At 74.8% G+C, this 14,623-nt stretch carries 12 protein-coding genes; 6 read left to right on the plus strand and 6 right to left on the minus strand.

Annotation, left to right across the window (positions count from 1 at the left end; genetic code table 11):
* The first annotated feature begins 113 nt into the window (after positions 1 to 113).
* Together ACFV3E_RS07300 and ACFV3E_RS07305 are read left to right on the plus strand one after the other, a co-directional pair.
* Entirely contained in the window at positions 114 to 959 is an 846-nt protein-coding gene (locus tag ACFV3E_RS07300; RefSeq protein WP_500533817.1) for an HAAS signaling domain-containing protein, read from the plus strand.
* Between the two features lie 10 nt (positions 960 to 969).
* A complete protein-coding gene (locus ACFV3E_RS07305; RefSeq protein ID WP_500533818.1) occupies positions 970 to 1,614 on the plus strand; it encodes an HAD family hydrolase in 645 nt (214 codons plus the stop codon).
* Here the strand turns inward: ACFV3E_RS07305 and ACFV3E_RS07310 are convergent.
* Entirely contained in the window at positions 1,584 to 1,829 is a 246-nt protein-coding gene (locus ACFV3E_RS07310) for a hypothetical protein (RefSeq protein ID WP_500533819.1), read from the minus strand. The two genes, ACFV3E_RS07305 and ACFV3E_RS07310, sit on opposite strands and share 31 nt — an antisense overlap.
* 186 nt (positions 1,830 to 2,015) lie before the next feature.
* Between ACFV3E_RS07310 and ACFV3E_RS07315 the strand changes: the two genes are divergently transcribed.
* A complete protein-coding gene (locus ACFV3E_RS07315; RefSeq protein WP_319161765.1) occupies positions 2,016 to 2,399 on the plus strand; it encodes a cold-shock protein in 384 nt (127 codons plus the stop codon).
* 20 nt (positions 2,400 to 2,419) lie between these two features.
* Here ACFV3E_RS07315 and ACFV3E_RS07320 read toward each other — a convergent pair whose 3' ends face one another.
* From ACFV3E_RS07320 to ACFV3E_RS07335, 4 genes are all read right to left on the minus strand, one after another.
* Positions 2,420 to 3,280, minus strand: coding sequence for a 1,4-dihydroxy-6-naphtoate synthase (locus ACFV3E_RS07320; RefSeq protein WP_500330360.1), 861 nt, complete (start codon positions 3,278 to 3,280; stop codon positions 2,420 to 2,422).
* Positions 3,277 to 3,978, minus strand: coding sequence for a futalosine hydrolase (locus ACFV3E_RS07325; protein ID WP_500533820.1), 702 nt, complete (start codon positions 3,976 to 3,978; stop codon positions 3,277 to 3,279). The genes ACFV3E_RS07320 and ACFV3E_RS07325 overlap by 4 nt, the downstream gene beginning before the upstream one ends.
* 26 nt (positions 3,979 to 4,004) lie before the next feature.
* Positions 4,005 to 4,475 (minus strand): hypothetical protein, encoded by a 471-nt coding sequence (locus ACFV3E_RS07330; RefSeq protein ID WP_499512475.1) that lies wholly within the window; start codon positions 4,473 to 4,475, stop codon positions 4,005 to 4,007.
* A 72-nt stretch (positions 4,476 to 4,547) separates the two neighbouring features.
* Entirely contained in the window at positions 4,548 to 5,927 is a 1,380-nt protein-coding gene (locus ACFV3E_RS07335) for an MFS transporter (RefSeq protein ID WP_500533821.1), read from the minus strand.
* 214 nt (positions 5,928 to 6,141) lie between these two features.
* On the opposite strand from ACFV3E_RS07335, the gene ACFV3E_RS07340 reads away from it, so the two are divergent.
* The 3 genes from ACFV3E_RS07340 to ACFV3E_RS07350 all read left to right on the plus strand — a co-directional run bounded on the left by ACFV3E_RS07340 (position 6,142) and on the right by ACFV3E_RS07350 (position 12,161).
* Positions 6,142 to 7,044: a DUF3027 domain-containing protein gene (locus ACFV3E_RS07340; protein WP_500368627.1), complete on the plus strand. Its 903-nt coding sequence runs from the start codon at positions 6,142 to 6,144 to the stop codon at positions 7,042 to 7,044.
* Positions 7,045 to 8,011: 967 nt separating this feature from the next.
* On the plus strand, positions 8,012 to 11,167 hold the full coding sequence (locus tag ACFV3E_RS07345; RefSeq protein ID WP_500533929.1) for a sacsin N-terminal ATP-binding-like domain-containing protein: 3,156 nt from the start codon (positions 8,012 to 8,014) through the stop codon (positions 11,165 to 11,167).
* 157 nt (positions 11,168 to 11,324) lie between these two features.
* Positions 11,325 to 12,161, plus strand: coding sequence for a calcium-binding protein (locus ACFV3E_RS07350; RefSeq protein WP_500533822.1), 837 nt, complete (start codon positions 11,325 to 11,327; stop codon positions 12,159 to 12,161).
* Between the two features lie 36 nt (positions 12,162 to 12,197).
* Here the strand turns inward: ACFV3E_RS07350 and ACFV3E_RS07355 are convergent, their stop codons facing one another.
* On the minus strand, positions 12,198 to 14,621 hold the full coding sequence (locus ACFV3E_RS07355) for an HAD-IC family P-type ATPase (RefSeq protein WP_500533823.1): 2,424 nt from the start codon (positions 14,619 to 14,621) through the stop codon (positions 12,198 to 12,200).
* Positions 14,622 to 14,623 lie beyond the last annotated feature (2 nt).

The raw sequence follows: 14,623 nt of genomic DNA on the forward strand, positions 1-14,623 counted from the left end.
TGGGGTGTCGTCGGCGTGTGCACGCCGGTGGTGGGGGTGTGCCAACCCGTTCCGCCTTGCGGAACGACTTCCCACAACCCCTTGGCACGGCCCGGGGGCGGTAGCGTCGGGGCATGGGTGCGGAGGAGAGCGACCGGCTGGTACTGGACTACCTCAGCAAGGTGGGGGACCTGGCACAGACTGCCCTCCCGGCCGACCGGCGGCGGGACCTCGTGGCACGCCTGCGCAAGGACATCGACCGGGAGCGGCACGGCAGCGACAACCCCGCCGTGGTGCGGCGGATCCTGGGCCGGCTGGGCGCCCCGGACGCGGTGGTGCAGGGGGAGGCCGCCGCCGCGGTGCCCGCGCCCCGCACCCCGGTGGACCCCGCACCGGCGGAGCCGCAGTGGTGGCGGCTGCCCGACCAGCGGACCCAGTCGCCGTCGCCCTCGCCCTCGCGGACGTTCCTGCCCGGCGACGAACTGGCCGGGCTGCCCGGCATGACCGGTGGCCTGCTCATCCCGCTGACCCCCGAGGAGGAGCCGGAGGCCGCCCCGGACGCCGTCAAGGAGGACCCGGAGGCCGCGGCCGAGCCGGACGCCGCCCCGGCCGAGCGCCGCGGGCGGCGGCGGTGGCGGGCCGGTCTCCTGGAGTCCGTCGCTGCGCTGCTGCTGCTGACCGGCGCCGTCCTCGGCTCCTGGATCGCCCTCCTCGCCGGGTGGGCCGTGGCGTACGGCTCGCGCCGGCTGTCCCGCCGCGCGTCCCGGTTCGCGGCGCTGGGCCTGCCGGGGCTGACCGCCGCGGCCGCGCTGATCTGGATCTGGGGCCGCTTCGCCGGACGGTGGGGCGAGCCGATCCCCGAGGGCGGCCTGGACTCCGCCATCGCCGACGCGCTGCCCACGGTCGTGCGGATCGCGGCCGTCGCCTCCGCCGCCTTCCTGCTCTGGCGGGGGAGCAGGGCCGGCCGGCGGCCTCGTTAGAGCGGCTGCCATGCCCGCTTCCCAGCCGACGTCCCCGATAACGGTCGGTTTCGACCTCGACATGACCCTGATCGACTCACGGCCCGGCATCAAGGCCACGTACGAGCGCCTCGCCGAGGAGACCGGCGTCTTCATCGACGCCGCGCTCGCCGTCACCCGCCTCGGACCGCCGCTCGACTGGGAGCTGGCGCACTGGTTCCCCGCGGAGGACATCCCCTCGGTCGCCGACCGCTACCGGGCGCTGTACCCCGAGTTCGCCGTCGCCCCGACCCCGGCCATGCCCGGGGCGCGCGAGGCCGTCGCCGCCGTGCACGCGGCGGGCGGGCGGGCCGTCGTGGTCACCGCGAAGCACGAGCCGAACGCCAAGCTGCACCTCACGCACCTGGGCCTGGAGGTCGACGAGGTGCGCGGCTGGCTGTGGGCCGAGGCGAAGGCCGAGGCGCTGACCGAGTACGGGGCGGCGGTCTACGTCGGGGACCACGTGGGGGACGTCGTCGGGGCCCGCACGGCCGGCGCGCTGTCCGTGGCGGTGGCGACGGGCCCGGTCACGGCGGACGAACTGCGCGCCGCGGGGGCGGACGTCGTACTGGCCGATCTGACGGAGTTCCCCGCCTGGTTCGCCTCCTACGCCCCGGACCCCGACGCCGTCGCCTGATGGCTCTGCGCCCGCGCGGAGCGCAGCAGCCCGGCCAGGGCCAGCGCGAAGCCGACGCCCATGAGCATCGACACCAGGTAGGCGGCGGTCGGCAGCGGGTCGGATCCCAGGAAGAGCGGGGCCACGGTGGCCAGAGTGCCGAGCGCGCCGACGACGAAGACGGCGGCGCCGGCGCGCACGAGGAGATCGCCGGGTTTCCGGGTTTCGGTGGTCACCGGACCAGGGTAGATCGCCCGGGGAAGTCGCAGCGCACCGGCCGGACGGTGGCCGGGGCAGGAAGACCACGGAGTCTTGTCACACGCCCCTGGGCCATTAGCCTTATGGGCAGCGGGTCTGCCAAGAGGCCCGCTGTCTTGCTATCCAAGAGCTTTTTTCCGTCTACAGCGAGGACGAGGTCGGACGTGCCTACCGGCAAGGTCAAGTGGTTCAACAGCGAGAAGGGCTTCGGCTTCCTCTCCCGCGACGACGGCGGCGACGTCTTCGTGCACTCCTCCGTCCTGCCGGACGGCGTGGCCACGCTGAAGCCGGGGCAACGAGTCGAGTTCGGGGTGGTCGCCGGACAGCGCGGTGACCAGGCGCTGTCGGTGACCCTGCTGGAGCCGGCGCCGTCCGTGGCGGCCGCGCAGCGACGCAAGCCCGACGAACTGCTGCCCATCGTCCAGGACCTCACCACGCTGCTGGAGGACGTCGCCCGCTCGCTGCAGCGCGGCCGTTACCCGGACAAGGCCCACGGCCACAAGATCGCGTCCGTCCTGCGCGTCGTCGCCGACCAGTTGGACGTCTGACACCCCGCCCGGGCGCGGGCTCACGACTCGAGCGCGTGCGGACCGAGGGGCGGCACCAGTCCCTCGGCCGCGGCCCGGGTGAGCAGCCCGCGGACCGCCGCGTAGCCCTCCTCGCCGAGCGCCGAGGTGAACTCGTTCACGTACAGCCCGATGTGCTGGTCCGCCACCTTCGGGTCCATCTCCTGCGCGTGCTCCATGACGTAGCCGCGTGAGGCCTCGGGTTCGTCCCAGGCCATGTGGACGGAGGTGCGGGCCGCGGCCGCCAGTTCGCGCAGACGCTCCTCGCCCAGGGAGCGCTTGGCGATGATCGCGCCGAGCGGGATGGGCAGCGTGGTGGTCTGCTCCCAGTGCTCGCCCATGTCCGCGAGTTTGTGCAGCCCGTAGTCCTGGTAGGTGAAGCGCGCCTCGTGGATGACGAGCCCCGCGTCCACCCGGCCGTCCCGCACCGCCGGCATGATCTCGTGGAACGGCAGGACGACGATCTCCCCGACGCCGCCCGGCACTTCGGCGGCCGCCCACAGCCGGAAGAGCAGGTACGCCGTCGAGCGCTCGCTCGGCACCGCCACCGTGCGCCCGCTCAGGTCGGCGCCCTTGCCGGTGCCCTCGTCCCTGGTCAGGACGAGCGGGCCGCAGCCGCGGCCCAGCGCGCCGCCGCAGGGCAGCAGCGCGTACTCGTCGAGCACGTAGGGGAGCACCGCGTACGAGACCTTCAGGACGTCGAACTCGCCGCGCTCGGCCATCCCGTTGGTGACGTCGATGTCCGCGAAGGTCACGTCGATCGCCGGCGCGCCCGGGACCAGGCCGTGCGCCCAGGCGTGGAAGACGAAGGTGTCGTTGGGGCACGGGGAGTAGGCGATCCGCAGTGCGCGCTCTTGGCTCATGTCCGATCTCCAACGTCGAGTACGGCGGGTTGCTTCCCGAGCCGGGCGAAGGCGTCCGCGAGCGTGTCGAGCGCCTCCCCGATCCGCCAGGCCGCGCGGTCGCGCGGGCCCACCGGATTGGACACCGTACGGATCTCCAGGACGGGCAGCCCGTGCGCCGCGGCCGCCTCCGCGACGCCGAAGCCCTCCATGGCCTCGGCCGGCGCCCCCGGATGACGGCGCGTCAGCTCTGCGGCCCGCCCGGCCGTCCCGGTCACCGTCGACACCGTCAGGACCGGCCCGTACGCCGCGCCGAGCATGTCGGCGACCCGGCGGGACAGCGGTCCCGGCGGGCGGTGCTCGGAGGTGCCGAAGCCCAGCTCGGCGACCGGGAGGAAGCCCTCCGGGCCCTCCGCGCCCAGGTCGGCGGCGACGATCGCGTCGGCGACGACCACCGAGCCGACCGGTGCGAGGGGCTGGAAGCCGCCGGCGATCCCGGCCGAGACGACGAGCCCGTACCGCGCCGCGGTGAGCGCCGCCGCCGTGCCCGCCGCGGCGGCGGCGGGGCCGACGCCCGCGGCCAGCACGTCCGCGAGGGCGGTGCGCAGCAGCACGCGGCCACCCGGTACGGGCTGCTCGGCGGCCGTGCCGCCGAGTCCGCGGACGACCGCGTCGCGTTCCGCCGGGACGGCGGTGACGACGAGGAGGCGGGGCATCATGACCTCGGCGGAGTCAGCGGACGGTTTCAGCCCGCCGACTTCAGCTTGAACTGCCAGACGCCGAGGTAGTCCTGGGCGCCGGCGGTCTCGATGATGTTGAGGGTCACCTCGCTGGCCGCGGCACCGGTCTGCGCGTCGGAGAGCAGGGTCTCCGCGTCGAAGGAGCGGTAGGTGGTGTCCTTCAGCAGCCCCGACTTGCCGGAGGTGCCGGCGGCCACGACCCAGCCCTTCTCGGCGATCGCGGGGTCGACGCCGATCCGCACCTTGTCACCGGGCCGGACCGTGATGGTCTTCTCGGGCTTGCCCTGCAGGCAGGCCAGGAAGACCTGCTCCGAAAGCTTCTTCCCGTCGAGGTAGCACTTGCTGGTGGCCTCGGTGGTCACGGTCCTGTCGCCGACGGTGACGGTCGCCAGGGGGGTCGGCTTCTCGCAGGCGGAGAGGGCGATCAGCCCGAGGGACACGGCACCGAGGGCGGCGGCACGGCGGCGATTGCTCATGAAGGTGAGGCTACCGGGCGGTCGCGCTCCCGCTACGCGGGGGGCCCGCTCGTGTCCCCGGGCCACCCCCGCTCACACGGTGCGCGGACGTGTCGCCCGTCCCCGGGCACCCGTCATCAGGCCGCGGACCGAGAAGGTGACGCCGAGCGCCACCAGGGCCGCCCCCACCGCCATCCCGAGCGTGCCGTTGAGCGGCAGGACGATGCCGATGGCGCCGCCGATCACCCACGCCAGCTGGAGGGCGGTCTCCGAGCGGGCGAACGCCGAGGTGCGCACCTCCTCCGGCACGTCGCGCTGGATCAGGGCGTCCAGCGAGAGCTTGCCCAGCGCCTGCGCGATGCCCGCCGCGGCCGCGACGACGGCGATGGTCAGCACGCCGTACCAGGCCGCCGCCACGCACGTCGCCGCCAGAGCGGCGGCCAGCGCGCTGATGATGATCCGCTCCGGTCCGCGGTCGCGCAGCCAGGAGCCCAGCGCGGTGCCGAAGGCGTTGCCGGTGCCCGCCGCCACGGCGACCAGGCCCAGAGACACCGGCCCCGAAAGGCCGCCCAGCGGATGCTCGCGCAGCAGGAACGCGAGGAAGAGGGTCAGGAACCCGGACAGCGCCCGCAGCGCGGCGTTGGCCTGCAGGGCGTGCAGCACCGGACCGCCGACGCTCCGCAGCCCCGGCCGCTTCTCCCGCCACTGCCGGCCCAGGCGGCGGTGCTCGACCTCCTCACCCGAGGTCAGCTCGGCGCGCGACTCCCCCTTGGCGGAGTCCACCTTGTGCGGGAGGGAGAAGGAGAGCAGCGTCCCGCAGACGAAGACGACGAACGCCCCGTACAGCGGCACGCCCGGCCCGATCAGGTGGAGCAGGCCGCCGATCGGGGCCGCCACGGCGGTGGCCAGCAGGCCCGTCAGGCTCACCCGGGAGTTCGCCTTCACCAGCGTCGTACGGGCCGGCAGCAGCCGTGGCATCACCGCGCTGCGCACCACGCCGTACGCCTTCGACGCCACGAGCACGCCCAAGGCGGCCGGATACAGCTCCAGTCCGGCGGTCGCCACCACCCCGGCCATCGTCCAGGCCAGGATCGCCCGGGCCAGCATCGACATCGCCATCGCGGCGCGCCGGCCGTGCGGGATGCGGTCCAGCAGCGGCCCGATCACCGGGGCCAGCAGCGCGAACGGGGCCATCGTGACCAGCAGGTAGAGCGCCACGCGGCCGCGCGCCTCACCGGTCGGCACGGAGAAGAAGATCGTGCTGGCGAGCGCGACGGTGATCAGCATGTCGCCGGCCGAGTTCACCGCGTGCAGCTCGATCAGCTTCGCCAGACCCGACTCGCCCGCCCCGCCCGAGTGCGTGTGACGCCGGACGCGCCGCACCACGGCGGACGACGTACGCTGCGTGGCGCGCGCGACGGCGTTCCCCGCCCTGCGAACCGGTCCCGGGCCGGACGTCACTGTGCGTGCCACGCTCGCCAGTCTGCCCTACCGGGCGGCTTTCCGAACGGGGCGCGCACCGATAGCGTGCGATCGCGCAGAATGGAGTCATCAGGTGCGCCCGTGGACGTACGGGCAGGCAGCGTTTGAAGCGGTCCTCCGGTCCGCTCCGCCACCGCCCCGCCCGACCCTCGGCGGCGCACGCGTAAGACGGCGTAGGAGAGAATCGATTCTTGTGAGTGCTGCGATGCGAAGCCGTACCCCTGACCGCCTGTGCGCCGAGGCGGTCGACCTCGCCCTCGAAGCCGCCGTCGAGGCCTTCGGCGAGAAAGCGGTCGGCGAGCACCTCGGGGCGGTCGCCGAGGGCGACCGCGTCGTGACGCACCTGTTCGACTGCCGCGAGGCCTCGTACCGCGGCTGGCGCTGGGCGGTCACGCTCACCCGCGCCTCCCGCGCCAAGGCCATCACCTTGGACGAGACGGTCCTCGTGCCGGGCCCCGAGGCCGTCCTCGCGCCCGAATGGGTGCCGTGGAGCGAGCGCCTGCGCCCCGGCGACCTCGGCCCCGGCGACCTGCTGCCCACCGAGGCGGAGGACCTGCGCCTGGAGACCGGCTTCTCCGGGGAGGACGTCCCGCCGCCGAACTCGCCGGTCTCCGAGGAGATGGCCGAGCTCGTCGAGGCCGAGGACGCGGACGTCTCCGGCGGCCCCCCGGCGACCCTGCCGATGGCGCCCACGGTCGGCACGATCGCCGCGGTCGCGGAGGAGATCGGCATGGCCCGGCCGCGCGTGCTGTCCCGCTACGGGCTGCACGTCGCCGCGGACCGCTGGGAGGACGAGTACGGCCCCAAGGCCCCGATGGCCCAGGCCGCCCCCGCCCAGTGCGTCTCCTGCGGCTTCCTCGTCCCGATCGCGGGCTCCCTGCGGCAGGCCTTCGGCGTCTGCGCGAACGAGTTCTCCCCGGCCGACGGGCGCGTCGTCTCCCTCGCCTACGGGTGCGGCGCGCACTCCGAGGCCGCGGTCATGCCGAAGACGCCCCGGCCCGCGCCGCCCGTCCTCGACGAGACCGCGATCGAGCCGCTCCCCCTCCACCCCGACCGCCAGGGCTCCGTCGAGGACACCACCCCGGCCGAGGAACTCGGCCACAGCTGACGGCTCCGCCCCGCCTCGGGCGGTGGCCCCGTGGACCGGAGCGGCGCCTCGATGCCGGCGCGCCTCGGGGCCGCTGTGGCGCCGGTGAGGCCGCCATCCCGGCCGCGCAACCCGGCCCCGGTCGACGGCTCCGCCGGCGGCCCGCCGCCGGGACCAGGTTGCGCTGGACGCGCCTCGGGCGTCCACGTGAGCTCCGCCCACGCCCGCCCGGGACCCCGGTTGGGGGCTCTCCACCGGGGCCGCTGTGCGCCGGTCGTCCCGGCTGGGTAACCCGGCCACGTTGCCGGCTCCGTAGGCGCCGGCGCCCGCGCCCGGGTCGCGCGGGCTGCCGTCCAGGCACTCCGGTTGAGGAACCGGGCCCCAGTTGACGGCCGCCGTCCGCGGACGGTGCGCCTCGGGGCCAGGTGGGGTGCCCCTGCGCCCGGCCTGGCTCGGGTCGGATTTCTCTCCACCGGGGCCGCTGTGCGCGGGTGAGGGTGCCATCCCGGTCGGGCCAACCCAGGCCCGGCTCGACCCCGGACGACGAGCAGTCCCCCACGCCTGTCCCAGCCTGGGCCTGGGCGCAGGCCGCATGGCCCCTAGGCGCGCCCTGCGGAGCGATCGTGGCCGAGTTCCCCGGCCGCGAACGGCAGCCGTCACCGGTGACCCACCGCCCTTCGACCGGAGTGCCTGGACGGCAGCCCGCGCGACCCCGCCCCGGGCGTCGGCCGCCGGCGGAGCCGGCAACGTGGCCGAGCCCCCACCGCGGGGGCGCCGGATCGCGCGGGGGCACCTTGGGCCGCCGGGTATTCGAGGCTCGCGAGCGGTGTGCGCGCCTCCCACGCCCCGGCCCGGCCCGCGCGGGGCGGCGTCCCCGGGTGCGGGCGCGTGCGGGACGACCGGGCGACAGCCCACGCGGTAGCGTCACTCGCACAGGGCAGGGCATGCGACACCGCGTGAGGGAGAAGACGACGTGAGCGGGACCGCGATGGACCGGGGCGCAGATCCGTTCGGGACCGCACGGCTGCGGCGGGCCGTGCTGGACGCGTGGGCCGCGTCGCCCGCCCGGTTCCGGGAGGACGCCAACGCGGAGGAGGACCTCGCGCTCGGCGGCTACCGCGACCGTCTCGTCGTCGAGCTGGCCCAGAACGCCGCCGACGCGGCGACCCGTGCGGGGGTGACCGGCCGCCTGCGGCTGACCCTGCGCGAGGGGGTGCTCGCCGCCGCGAACACCGGGGCCCACCTGGACGCCGCGGGCGTGGAGTCCCTGTCGACGCTGCGCGCCAGCTCCAAGCGCGAGGAGGGCGACCTGGCCGTCGGCCGCTTCGGCGTCGGATTCTCCGCCGTGCTCGCGGTCAGCGACGAGCCCGCGATCCTCAGCCGCAGCGGCGGCGTCCGCTGGTCGCTGGCCGAGGCCCGCGACCTCGCGCGGGAGACCGGTGGGCACTCCCCGGGGCTCACCGACGAACTGCGCCGCCGCGACGGCCACGTACCGCTGCTGCGGCTGCCGCTGCCCGCCGAGGGCACCGCCCCGGACGGCTACGACACGTGCGTCGTGCTGCCGCTGCGCGACGGCGCCGCCGCGGACCTCGCGGCGAGCCTGCTCGCCGCGATCGACGACGCGCTGCTGCTGTCCCTGCCCGGCCTGACCGAGGTGGTCGTGGAGACGCCGGAGGGCGTACGGACCCTGGCCCGGCGTCAGGAGGACGGGCTGACCGTCGTCGTGGACAGCGCCGGCGGCACCACCCGCTGGCGCACGGTGAGCGACGCGGGCCCGCTGGAGGCGGCGCTGCTGACCGACCGCCCGGTCGAGGAGCGGCTGCGCCCGGTGTGGTCGGTGACCTGGGCCGTCCCGGTGGGCCAGGACGGTGCGCCCGAGCGGCCGCGGACGGCGCCCTTCGTGCACGCCCCGACGCCGACGGACGAGCCGCTGGGGCTGCCCGCGCTGCTCATCGCCTCGCTGCCGCTGGACCCGAGCCGGCGCCACGCCGCGCCCGGCGCCCTCACCGACTTCCTGGTCGCGCGGGCGGCCGAGCTCTACGTACGGCTGCTGGCGGACTGGCGGCCGGTGACCGCGGGCATCGTGGACCTGGTGCCCGGCCCGCTCGGCAAGGGCGAGCTGGACGCCCGACTTCGCCGCCACGTGCAGGAGCGGCTGCCGCGCACCGCCTTCCTGCCGCGCGCCGCCGACGTCACGGGCACGGACGGGGAGGACGAACTGCCGCCCGCGCTGCGCCCGGTGGAGGCCGAGGTCGTCGAGGGCACCGGCGCGGAGACCGTCCGCGTGCTGGCGGAGGTCTTCCCGACGCTGCTGCCCCCCGGGCTGGAGCGCCGCCCCGAACTGCGCGTGCTCGGGGTGGCACGGCTGCCGCTGGGCGACGCGATCGACCGGCTCGCCGGGGTGGAGCGCCCCGCGGACTGGTGGCACCGCCTGTACGACTCGCTGGCCGGCACCGACCCGGACCGGCTGAGCGGGCTGCCCGTGCCGCTGGCCGACCGGCGTACCGTCGTCGGACCCCGCCAGGTGCTGCTGCCGCTCCCCGAGATGGACAGCGTCTACGCCGAGGAGTCCGCCCCGGTCAGCACCGGGCTGCCCGCCGCCTCCGAGCTGGCCCGGCTGGGCCTGAAGGTCGCCGACCCGGCGGCCGCGCACCCGCTGCTGGAGAAGCTCGGGGCCACCCCGGCGACCCCGCGCGCCGTCCTCACCACCCCGCAGGTGCGGGCGGCGGTGGCCGCGTCCCTGGACGCCGACGAGGCCTGGGACGAGGACGCGCCCGCGCTGGACGCGGAGGAACTGGCCGAGGTCGTGCTGGGCCTGGTCCGGGCCGCGAACCTCGCCCCCGGCGACGAGCCGTGGCTGGCCGCCCTCGCCCTCACCGACGACGAGGGCGAGCTCGCCCCCGCCGGTGAACTGGTGCTGCCGGGCAGCGCCTTCGAGCAGGTCATCCGGGAGGGGGAGCTCGGCTCCGTCGACGAGGACCTGGCCGCCCGCTGGGGCGAGCAGCCGCTGACCGCGGTCGGCGTGCTCGCCACCTTCGCCCTGGTCCGGGCCACCGACGTGGTGCTCGACCCGGACGAGCTGGAGCCGCGCGAGAGCGACTGGGCCGAGCCGGACGACGCCGGGCTGCTCGACGCGGTCGACGTGTGGTGCGAGGACGTCCTCGACCAGCTGCCGGACACCGACGTGCCGCCGGTCGCCACCGAGATCGTCGCCGTGCGCGACCTCGACCTCGTCGCCGACGACGCCTGGCCGCAGGCGCTGGCCATGCTCTCCGTGCCGCCGCTGCGCGACGCGGTCACCCAGCCGGTGCGGGTCCTGCTGCCGGACGGCACCACGGAGTCCGTGCGGCCCTACACCGCCTGGTGGCTGCGCGACCACCCGGTCCTCGACGGCCGCCGCCCGGTCGGCCTGCGCGCGGCCGGCGGCGACCCGCTGCTCGACGGGCTGTACGAGGACGCCGAGGCCGGGGCCGTGGACGACCAGGTGCTGCGCGCCCTGGGCGTGCGCACGTCCGTCACGGCCCTGCTGGACGAGCCGGGCGGCGCCGCCGAGCTGCTCGCCCGGCTCGCCGACCCGGACTCCACGGTCACCCCGGCCCAGCTGCACCGGCTCTACTCCGAACTGGGCACCCTCGAACCCGAGCAGGTCACCCTCCCCGACGAGCTGCGGGCCGTCGTCGACGGCCACGAGCCGCGCGTGGTCGACGCCGGGGACGCCCTCGTCGCGGACGCGCCCGACCTGCTCCCGCTCACCGCAGGACTGCCCCTGCTCCCGGTGCCGCCGGTCCGTGCGGCGGCGCTGGCCGAGCTGTTCCAGGTGCGCCGGCTCAGCGAGGCCCTCGACGCCCCGGTCGTCTCCGAGGGCGAGCCGCACGACGTCGCGGACGCGGTCCGCGAGCTGCTCCCGGGCGCGCCCCTGTCGTACGTCGAGCATGAGGAACTGCTGGTCAGGGCGGCCGACGGCAGCACCGTCGAGCTCGACTGGCGGTGGGTCGACGGCACGCTGCACGCCGCCACGCTGGAGGGCGTCGCCGCCGGCCTGTCGTGGGCGGCCGGCGCCTGGCAGCGCCGCTTCGAGGTGGCCGCGCTGCTGGAGGACCCGACCCGCACGGAGGAGCTGGCCCGCGACCGCTGGTTCGACTGAGCGGCGACGGACCGAGTGTCCGTCGTCACACAGGGGGATATGTCGAAAGCGTTTCCGCTGGATGACTGTTCGCGCGTACGCTCTCCCTCTCACCATTCGAGACGCCACGTCCGGGGGAGTTCGACGGGCGTCCTCTTCATCTGGGGGATTCTCAAGCATGCGCATTCGCGCCACCGTGGCCGCCGTTTCCGGCGCCCTGGCCCTCGCTTCGCTGGCAGTCCCGGCCGCGCAGGCCTCCGACAAGCCGGCGGTCACCGCCCTGTCGACCTTCGCCGCCAAGGCGGGAGCAGCCGACTCCGTGGGTGACACCAAGATCACCAAGGTCGTCGTGAACGGCGGCAAGGACATCGTCCTCGGGACGGGCGGCAAGAAGACGGTCTCCGTCGTGGTGACCGCCACCGACCCGGCGGGCATCGACGGCGGCGCCGCGTTCCTCTGGCACGGCGCGTCGTTCACCGACGACGGCATCGACGGCGGCCTCTTCCCGGCCACGGACTCCGCCGCCTGCACCGTGGTCAACGCCACCACCTCCACCTGCAAGGTCAGCATCACCATCGACCCCAAGGCGGACCTGTACAAGAACGCGCTCGCCGGCTCCTGGAAGGTGTACGCCGTGGTCGGGGGCAAGGACGGCGACTACGTCGAGAAGGAGATCGCCGGCACCGCGAAGATCAAGCGCAACACCGTGGTGACGGTCAACGCCACGCCGGAGCCGGTGAAGAAGGGCAAGACCATCACCGTCACCGGCAAGCTCACCCGGGCCAACTGGGAGACCCACAAGTACGCTGGCTACACGGGCCAGTCCGTGCAGCTGCAGTTCCGCAAGAAGGGCACCACCGCGTACACGACGGTCAAGACCGTCAAGTCCAGCAGCACCGGTGCCCTGAAGACCACCGTCAAGGCGTCCGTGGACGGCTACTGGCGCTACAACTTCGTCACCACCTCGCTCAGCGGCGCGTCCGTCTCCACGGCCGACTTCGTCGACGTGAAGTAACCCCACCCGCACCACCCACCGGGCGCCGGGCCCCCCTCAGCGGGGGCCCGGCGCCCGGTGTTGTTCCGGCGGGGCGTCGTCGTCCAGGCGGCGCACGCGGCGCCAGACCAGCTCCAGCAGCGCCGAGGCCGCCACCGCCACGGCGACGGCCGTCCAGGGGCCCTGCGTGCCGACCAGCCGGAGCGCGAAGAACTCCTGCAGCCACGGGGTGACGAGGACGACCAGGAAACCCGCGCCCATGGTGAGGACCAGGGCGATCCGCCACCAGGTGTAGGGACGCGCGACGAGCGCCAGCACCCACATCCCGACCAGGAAGAGGGTCAGCGTCGCGGCGCTGGTCTCCGCCTCCAGCGCGCCGGCGCCGCGGTAGTGGTGGCGGGCGAGCATGTACGTCACGAAGGTGGCGACGCCCGCGATCACCCCGGCGGGCAGGGAGTAGCGCATGACCCGGCGCACGAAGAGCGGCTTGGCCCGCTCCTTGTTGGGGGCCAGGGCGAGGAAGAAGGCGGGGACGCCGATGGTCAGCGTGGACAGCAGCGTCAGGTGCCGGGGGAGGAACGGGTAGGGGGCGTGCCAGATGATCACCAGCAGGGCGAGCAGCACCGAGTAGACGGTCTTGGTCAGGAAGAGCGTCGCGACGCGGGTGATGTTGCCGATGACCCGGCGGCCCTCGGCCACGACCGACGGGAGCGCCGAGAAGCTGTTGTCGAGCAGCACGATCTGCGCGACCGCCCGGGTCGCCTCGGAGCCGGAGCCCATGGCGACGCCGATGTCGGCGTCCTTGAGGGCGAGGACGTCGTTGACGCCGTCCCCGGTCATCGCCACGTTGTGGCCGCCGGACTGGAGTGCGCCCACCATCTCCCGCTTCTGCTGCGGGGTGACCCGGCCGAAGACCGTGCCCCGGTCGAGCTCGGCCGCCATCTGCGTGCGCTCGGCCGGCAGTCTGCGGGCGTCGACCGTCCGCTCGGCCCCCGCCAGCCCCAGCTTCCCGGCGACGGCGCCGACGGAGACCGCGTTGTCGCCGGAGATGACCTTGGCGTGCACGTCCTGCTCGGCGAAGTAGCGCAGGGTGTCGGCGGCGTCGGGGCGCAGCCGCTGCTCCAGGACGACCAGCGCCGCCGGGGTGGCCGAGGCTCCCACCGCCGGGTCGCCCAGTTCCTTCCCCGTCCGGGCGAGCAGCAGCACCCGCAGGCCCTGGGCGTTGAGGCCGTCGATCGCGCCGAGCGCCCGGTCGCCCGCGGGGAGCAGTACGTCGGGGGCGCCGAGCAGCCAGGCGCTGCGCTCCCCGCCGGGCTCGGTGAAGGCCGCGCCGCTGTACTTGCGGGCGGAGGAGAAGGGCAGCGCGTCGGTGACGTGCCAGCCGCCGTCCGGGGCGGGGAAGGCCGCGGCGACGGCGGCCAGGGTGGGGTTGGGGCGCGGGTCGGCGGAACCGACCGCGCCGAGCACCTGCCGGATGTACGCCTCGGGGACACCGTCCAGCATCCGCAGCTCCGCGACGTCCATCCCGCCCTCGGTGAGGGTGCCGGTCTTGTCCAGGCACACCACGTCCACCCGGGCCAGCCCCTCGATCGCGGGCAGCTCCTGGACGAGGCACTGCTTGCGGCCCAGCCGGATCACGCCGATCGCGAAGGCCACCGAGGTGAGCAGGACCAGCCCCTCGGGCACCATCGGGACGATGCCGCCCACCATGCGGCGGACCGCCTCGCGCCAGTCGTCGCCCTCCAGGACGAGCTGGCTGACGATCAGGCCGATCGCCGTGGGGACCATCATCCACGTGACGTACTTGAGGATCTGGCTGATGCCGCTGCGCAGTTCGGAGTGGACGAGGGTGAAGCGGCTCGCCTCCTCGGCGAGTTGCGCCGCGTAGGCCTCCCGGCCGACCTTGGTCGCGGTGAAGGACCCGCCGCCGGCGACGACGAAGCTGCCGGACATCACGGGGTCGCCGGGGCGCTTGACGACGGGGTCGGCCTCGCCGGTGAGCAGCGACTCGTCGACTTCCAGGCTGTCGGCCTCGGCCACCTCGCCGTCGACCACCACCTTGTCCCCCGGCCCGAGTTCGATGAGGTCGCCGAGGACGATCCCGGAGGTGGAGACCTGGGTGGCGACCCCGTCGCGGCGCACGGTGGGTTTCGCCTCGCCGATCACGGCGAGTCCGTCCAGGGTCTTCTTGGCGCGCCACTCCTGGAAGATGCCGATGCCGGTGTTCGCGATGATGACGAAGCCGAAGAGACCGTCCTGGATCGGGCCGACCACCAGGATGATCAGGAACAGCACGCCGATGATCGCGTTGAAGCGGGTGAACACGTTCGCGCTGACGATCTCGGCCAAGGAACGCGAGGAACGCACCGGGACGTCGTTGACCTCGCCCCGCGCGATCCGCTCCGCCACCTGGGCAGCGGTGAGTCCGCCGGGCGTCGCCGGTCGTACCCCGGCCGCCTCCCGCTGCGTGCGTTCCGTCATGG

This window comes from Streptomyces sp. NPDC059718 (assembly GCF_042733315.1).
Classification (GTDB): Bacteria; Actinomycetota; Actinomycetes; order Streptomycetales; family Streptomycetaceae; genus Actinacidiphila.

What these genes read in the sequence shown, in the direction of transcription:
- ACFV3E_RS07325 (WP_500533820.1), bottom strand. Translation starts at nt 3,978, where the DNA reads ATGATGCCCCGCCTCCTCGTCGTCACCGCCGTCCCGGCGGAACGCGAC.
- ACFV3E_RS07340 (WP_500368627.1), top strand. Translation starts at nt 6,142, where the DNA reads ATGCGAAGCCGTACCCCTGACCGCCTGTGCGCCGAGGCGGTCGACCTC.
- ACFV3E_RS07300 (WP_500533817.1), top strand. Translation starts at nt 114, where the DNA reads ATGGGTGCGGAGGAGAGCGACCGGCTGGTACTGGACTACCTCAGCAAG.
- ACFV3E_RS07350 (WP_500533822.1), top strand. Translation starts at nt 11,325, where the DNA reads ATGCGCATTCGCGCCACCGTGGCCGCCGTTTCCGGCGCCCTGGCCCTC.
- ACFV3E_RS07330 (WP_499512475.1), bottom strand. Translation starts at nt 4,475, where the DNA reads ATGAGCAATCGCCGCCGTGCCGCCGCCCTCGGTGCCGTGTCCCTCGGG.
- ACFV3E_RS07355 (WP_500533823.1), bottom strand. Translation starts at nt 14,621, where the DNA reads ATGACGGAACGCACGCAGCGGGAGGCGGCCGGGGTACGACCGGCGACG.
- ACFV3E_RS07320 (WP_500330360.1), bottom strand. Translation starts at nt 3,280, where the DNA reads ATGAGCCAAGAGCGCGCACTGCGGATCGCCTACTCCCCGTGCCCCAAC.
- ACFV3E_RS07305 (WP_500533818.1), top strand. Translation starts at nt 970, where the DNA reads ATGCCCGCTTCCCAGCCGACGTCCCCGATAACGGTCGGTTTCGACCTC.
- ACFV3E_RS07345 (WP_500533929.1), top strand. Translation starts at nt 8,012, where the DNA reads ATGGACCGGGGCGCAGATCCGTTCGGGACCGCACGGCTGCGGCGGGCC.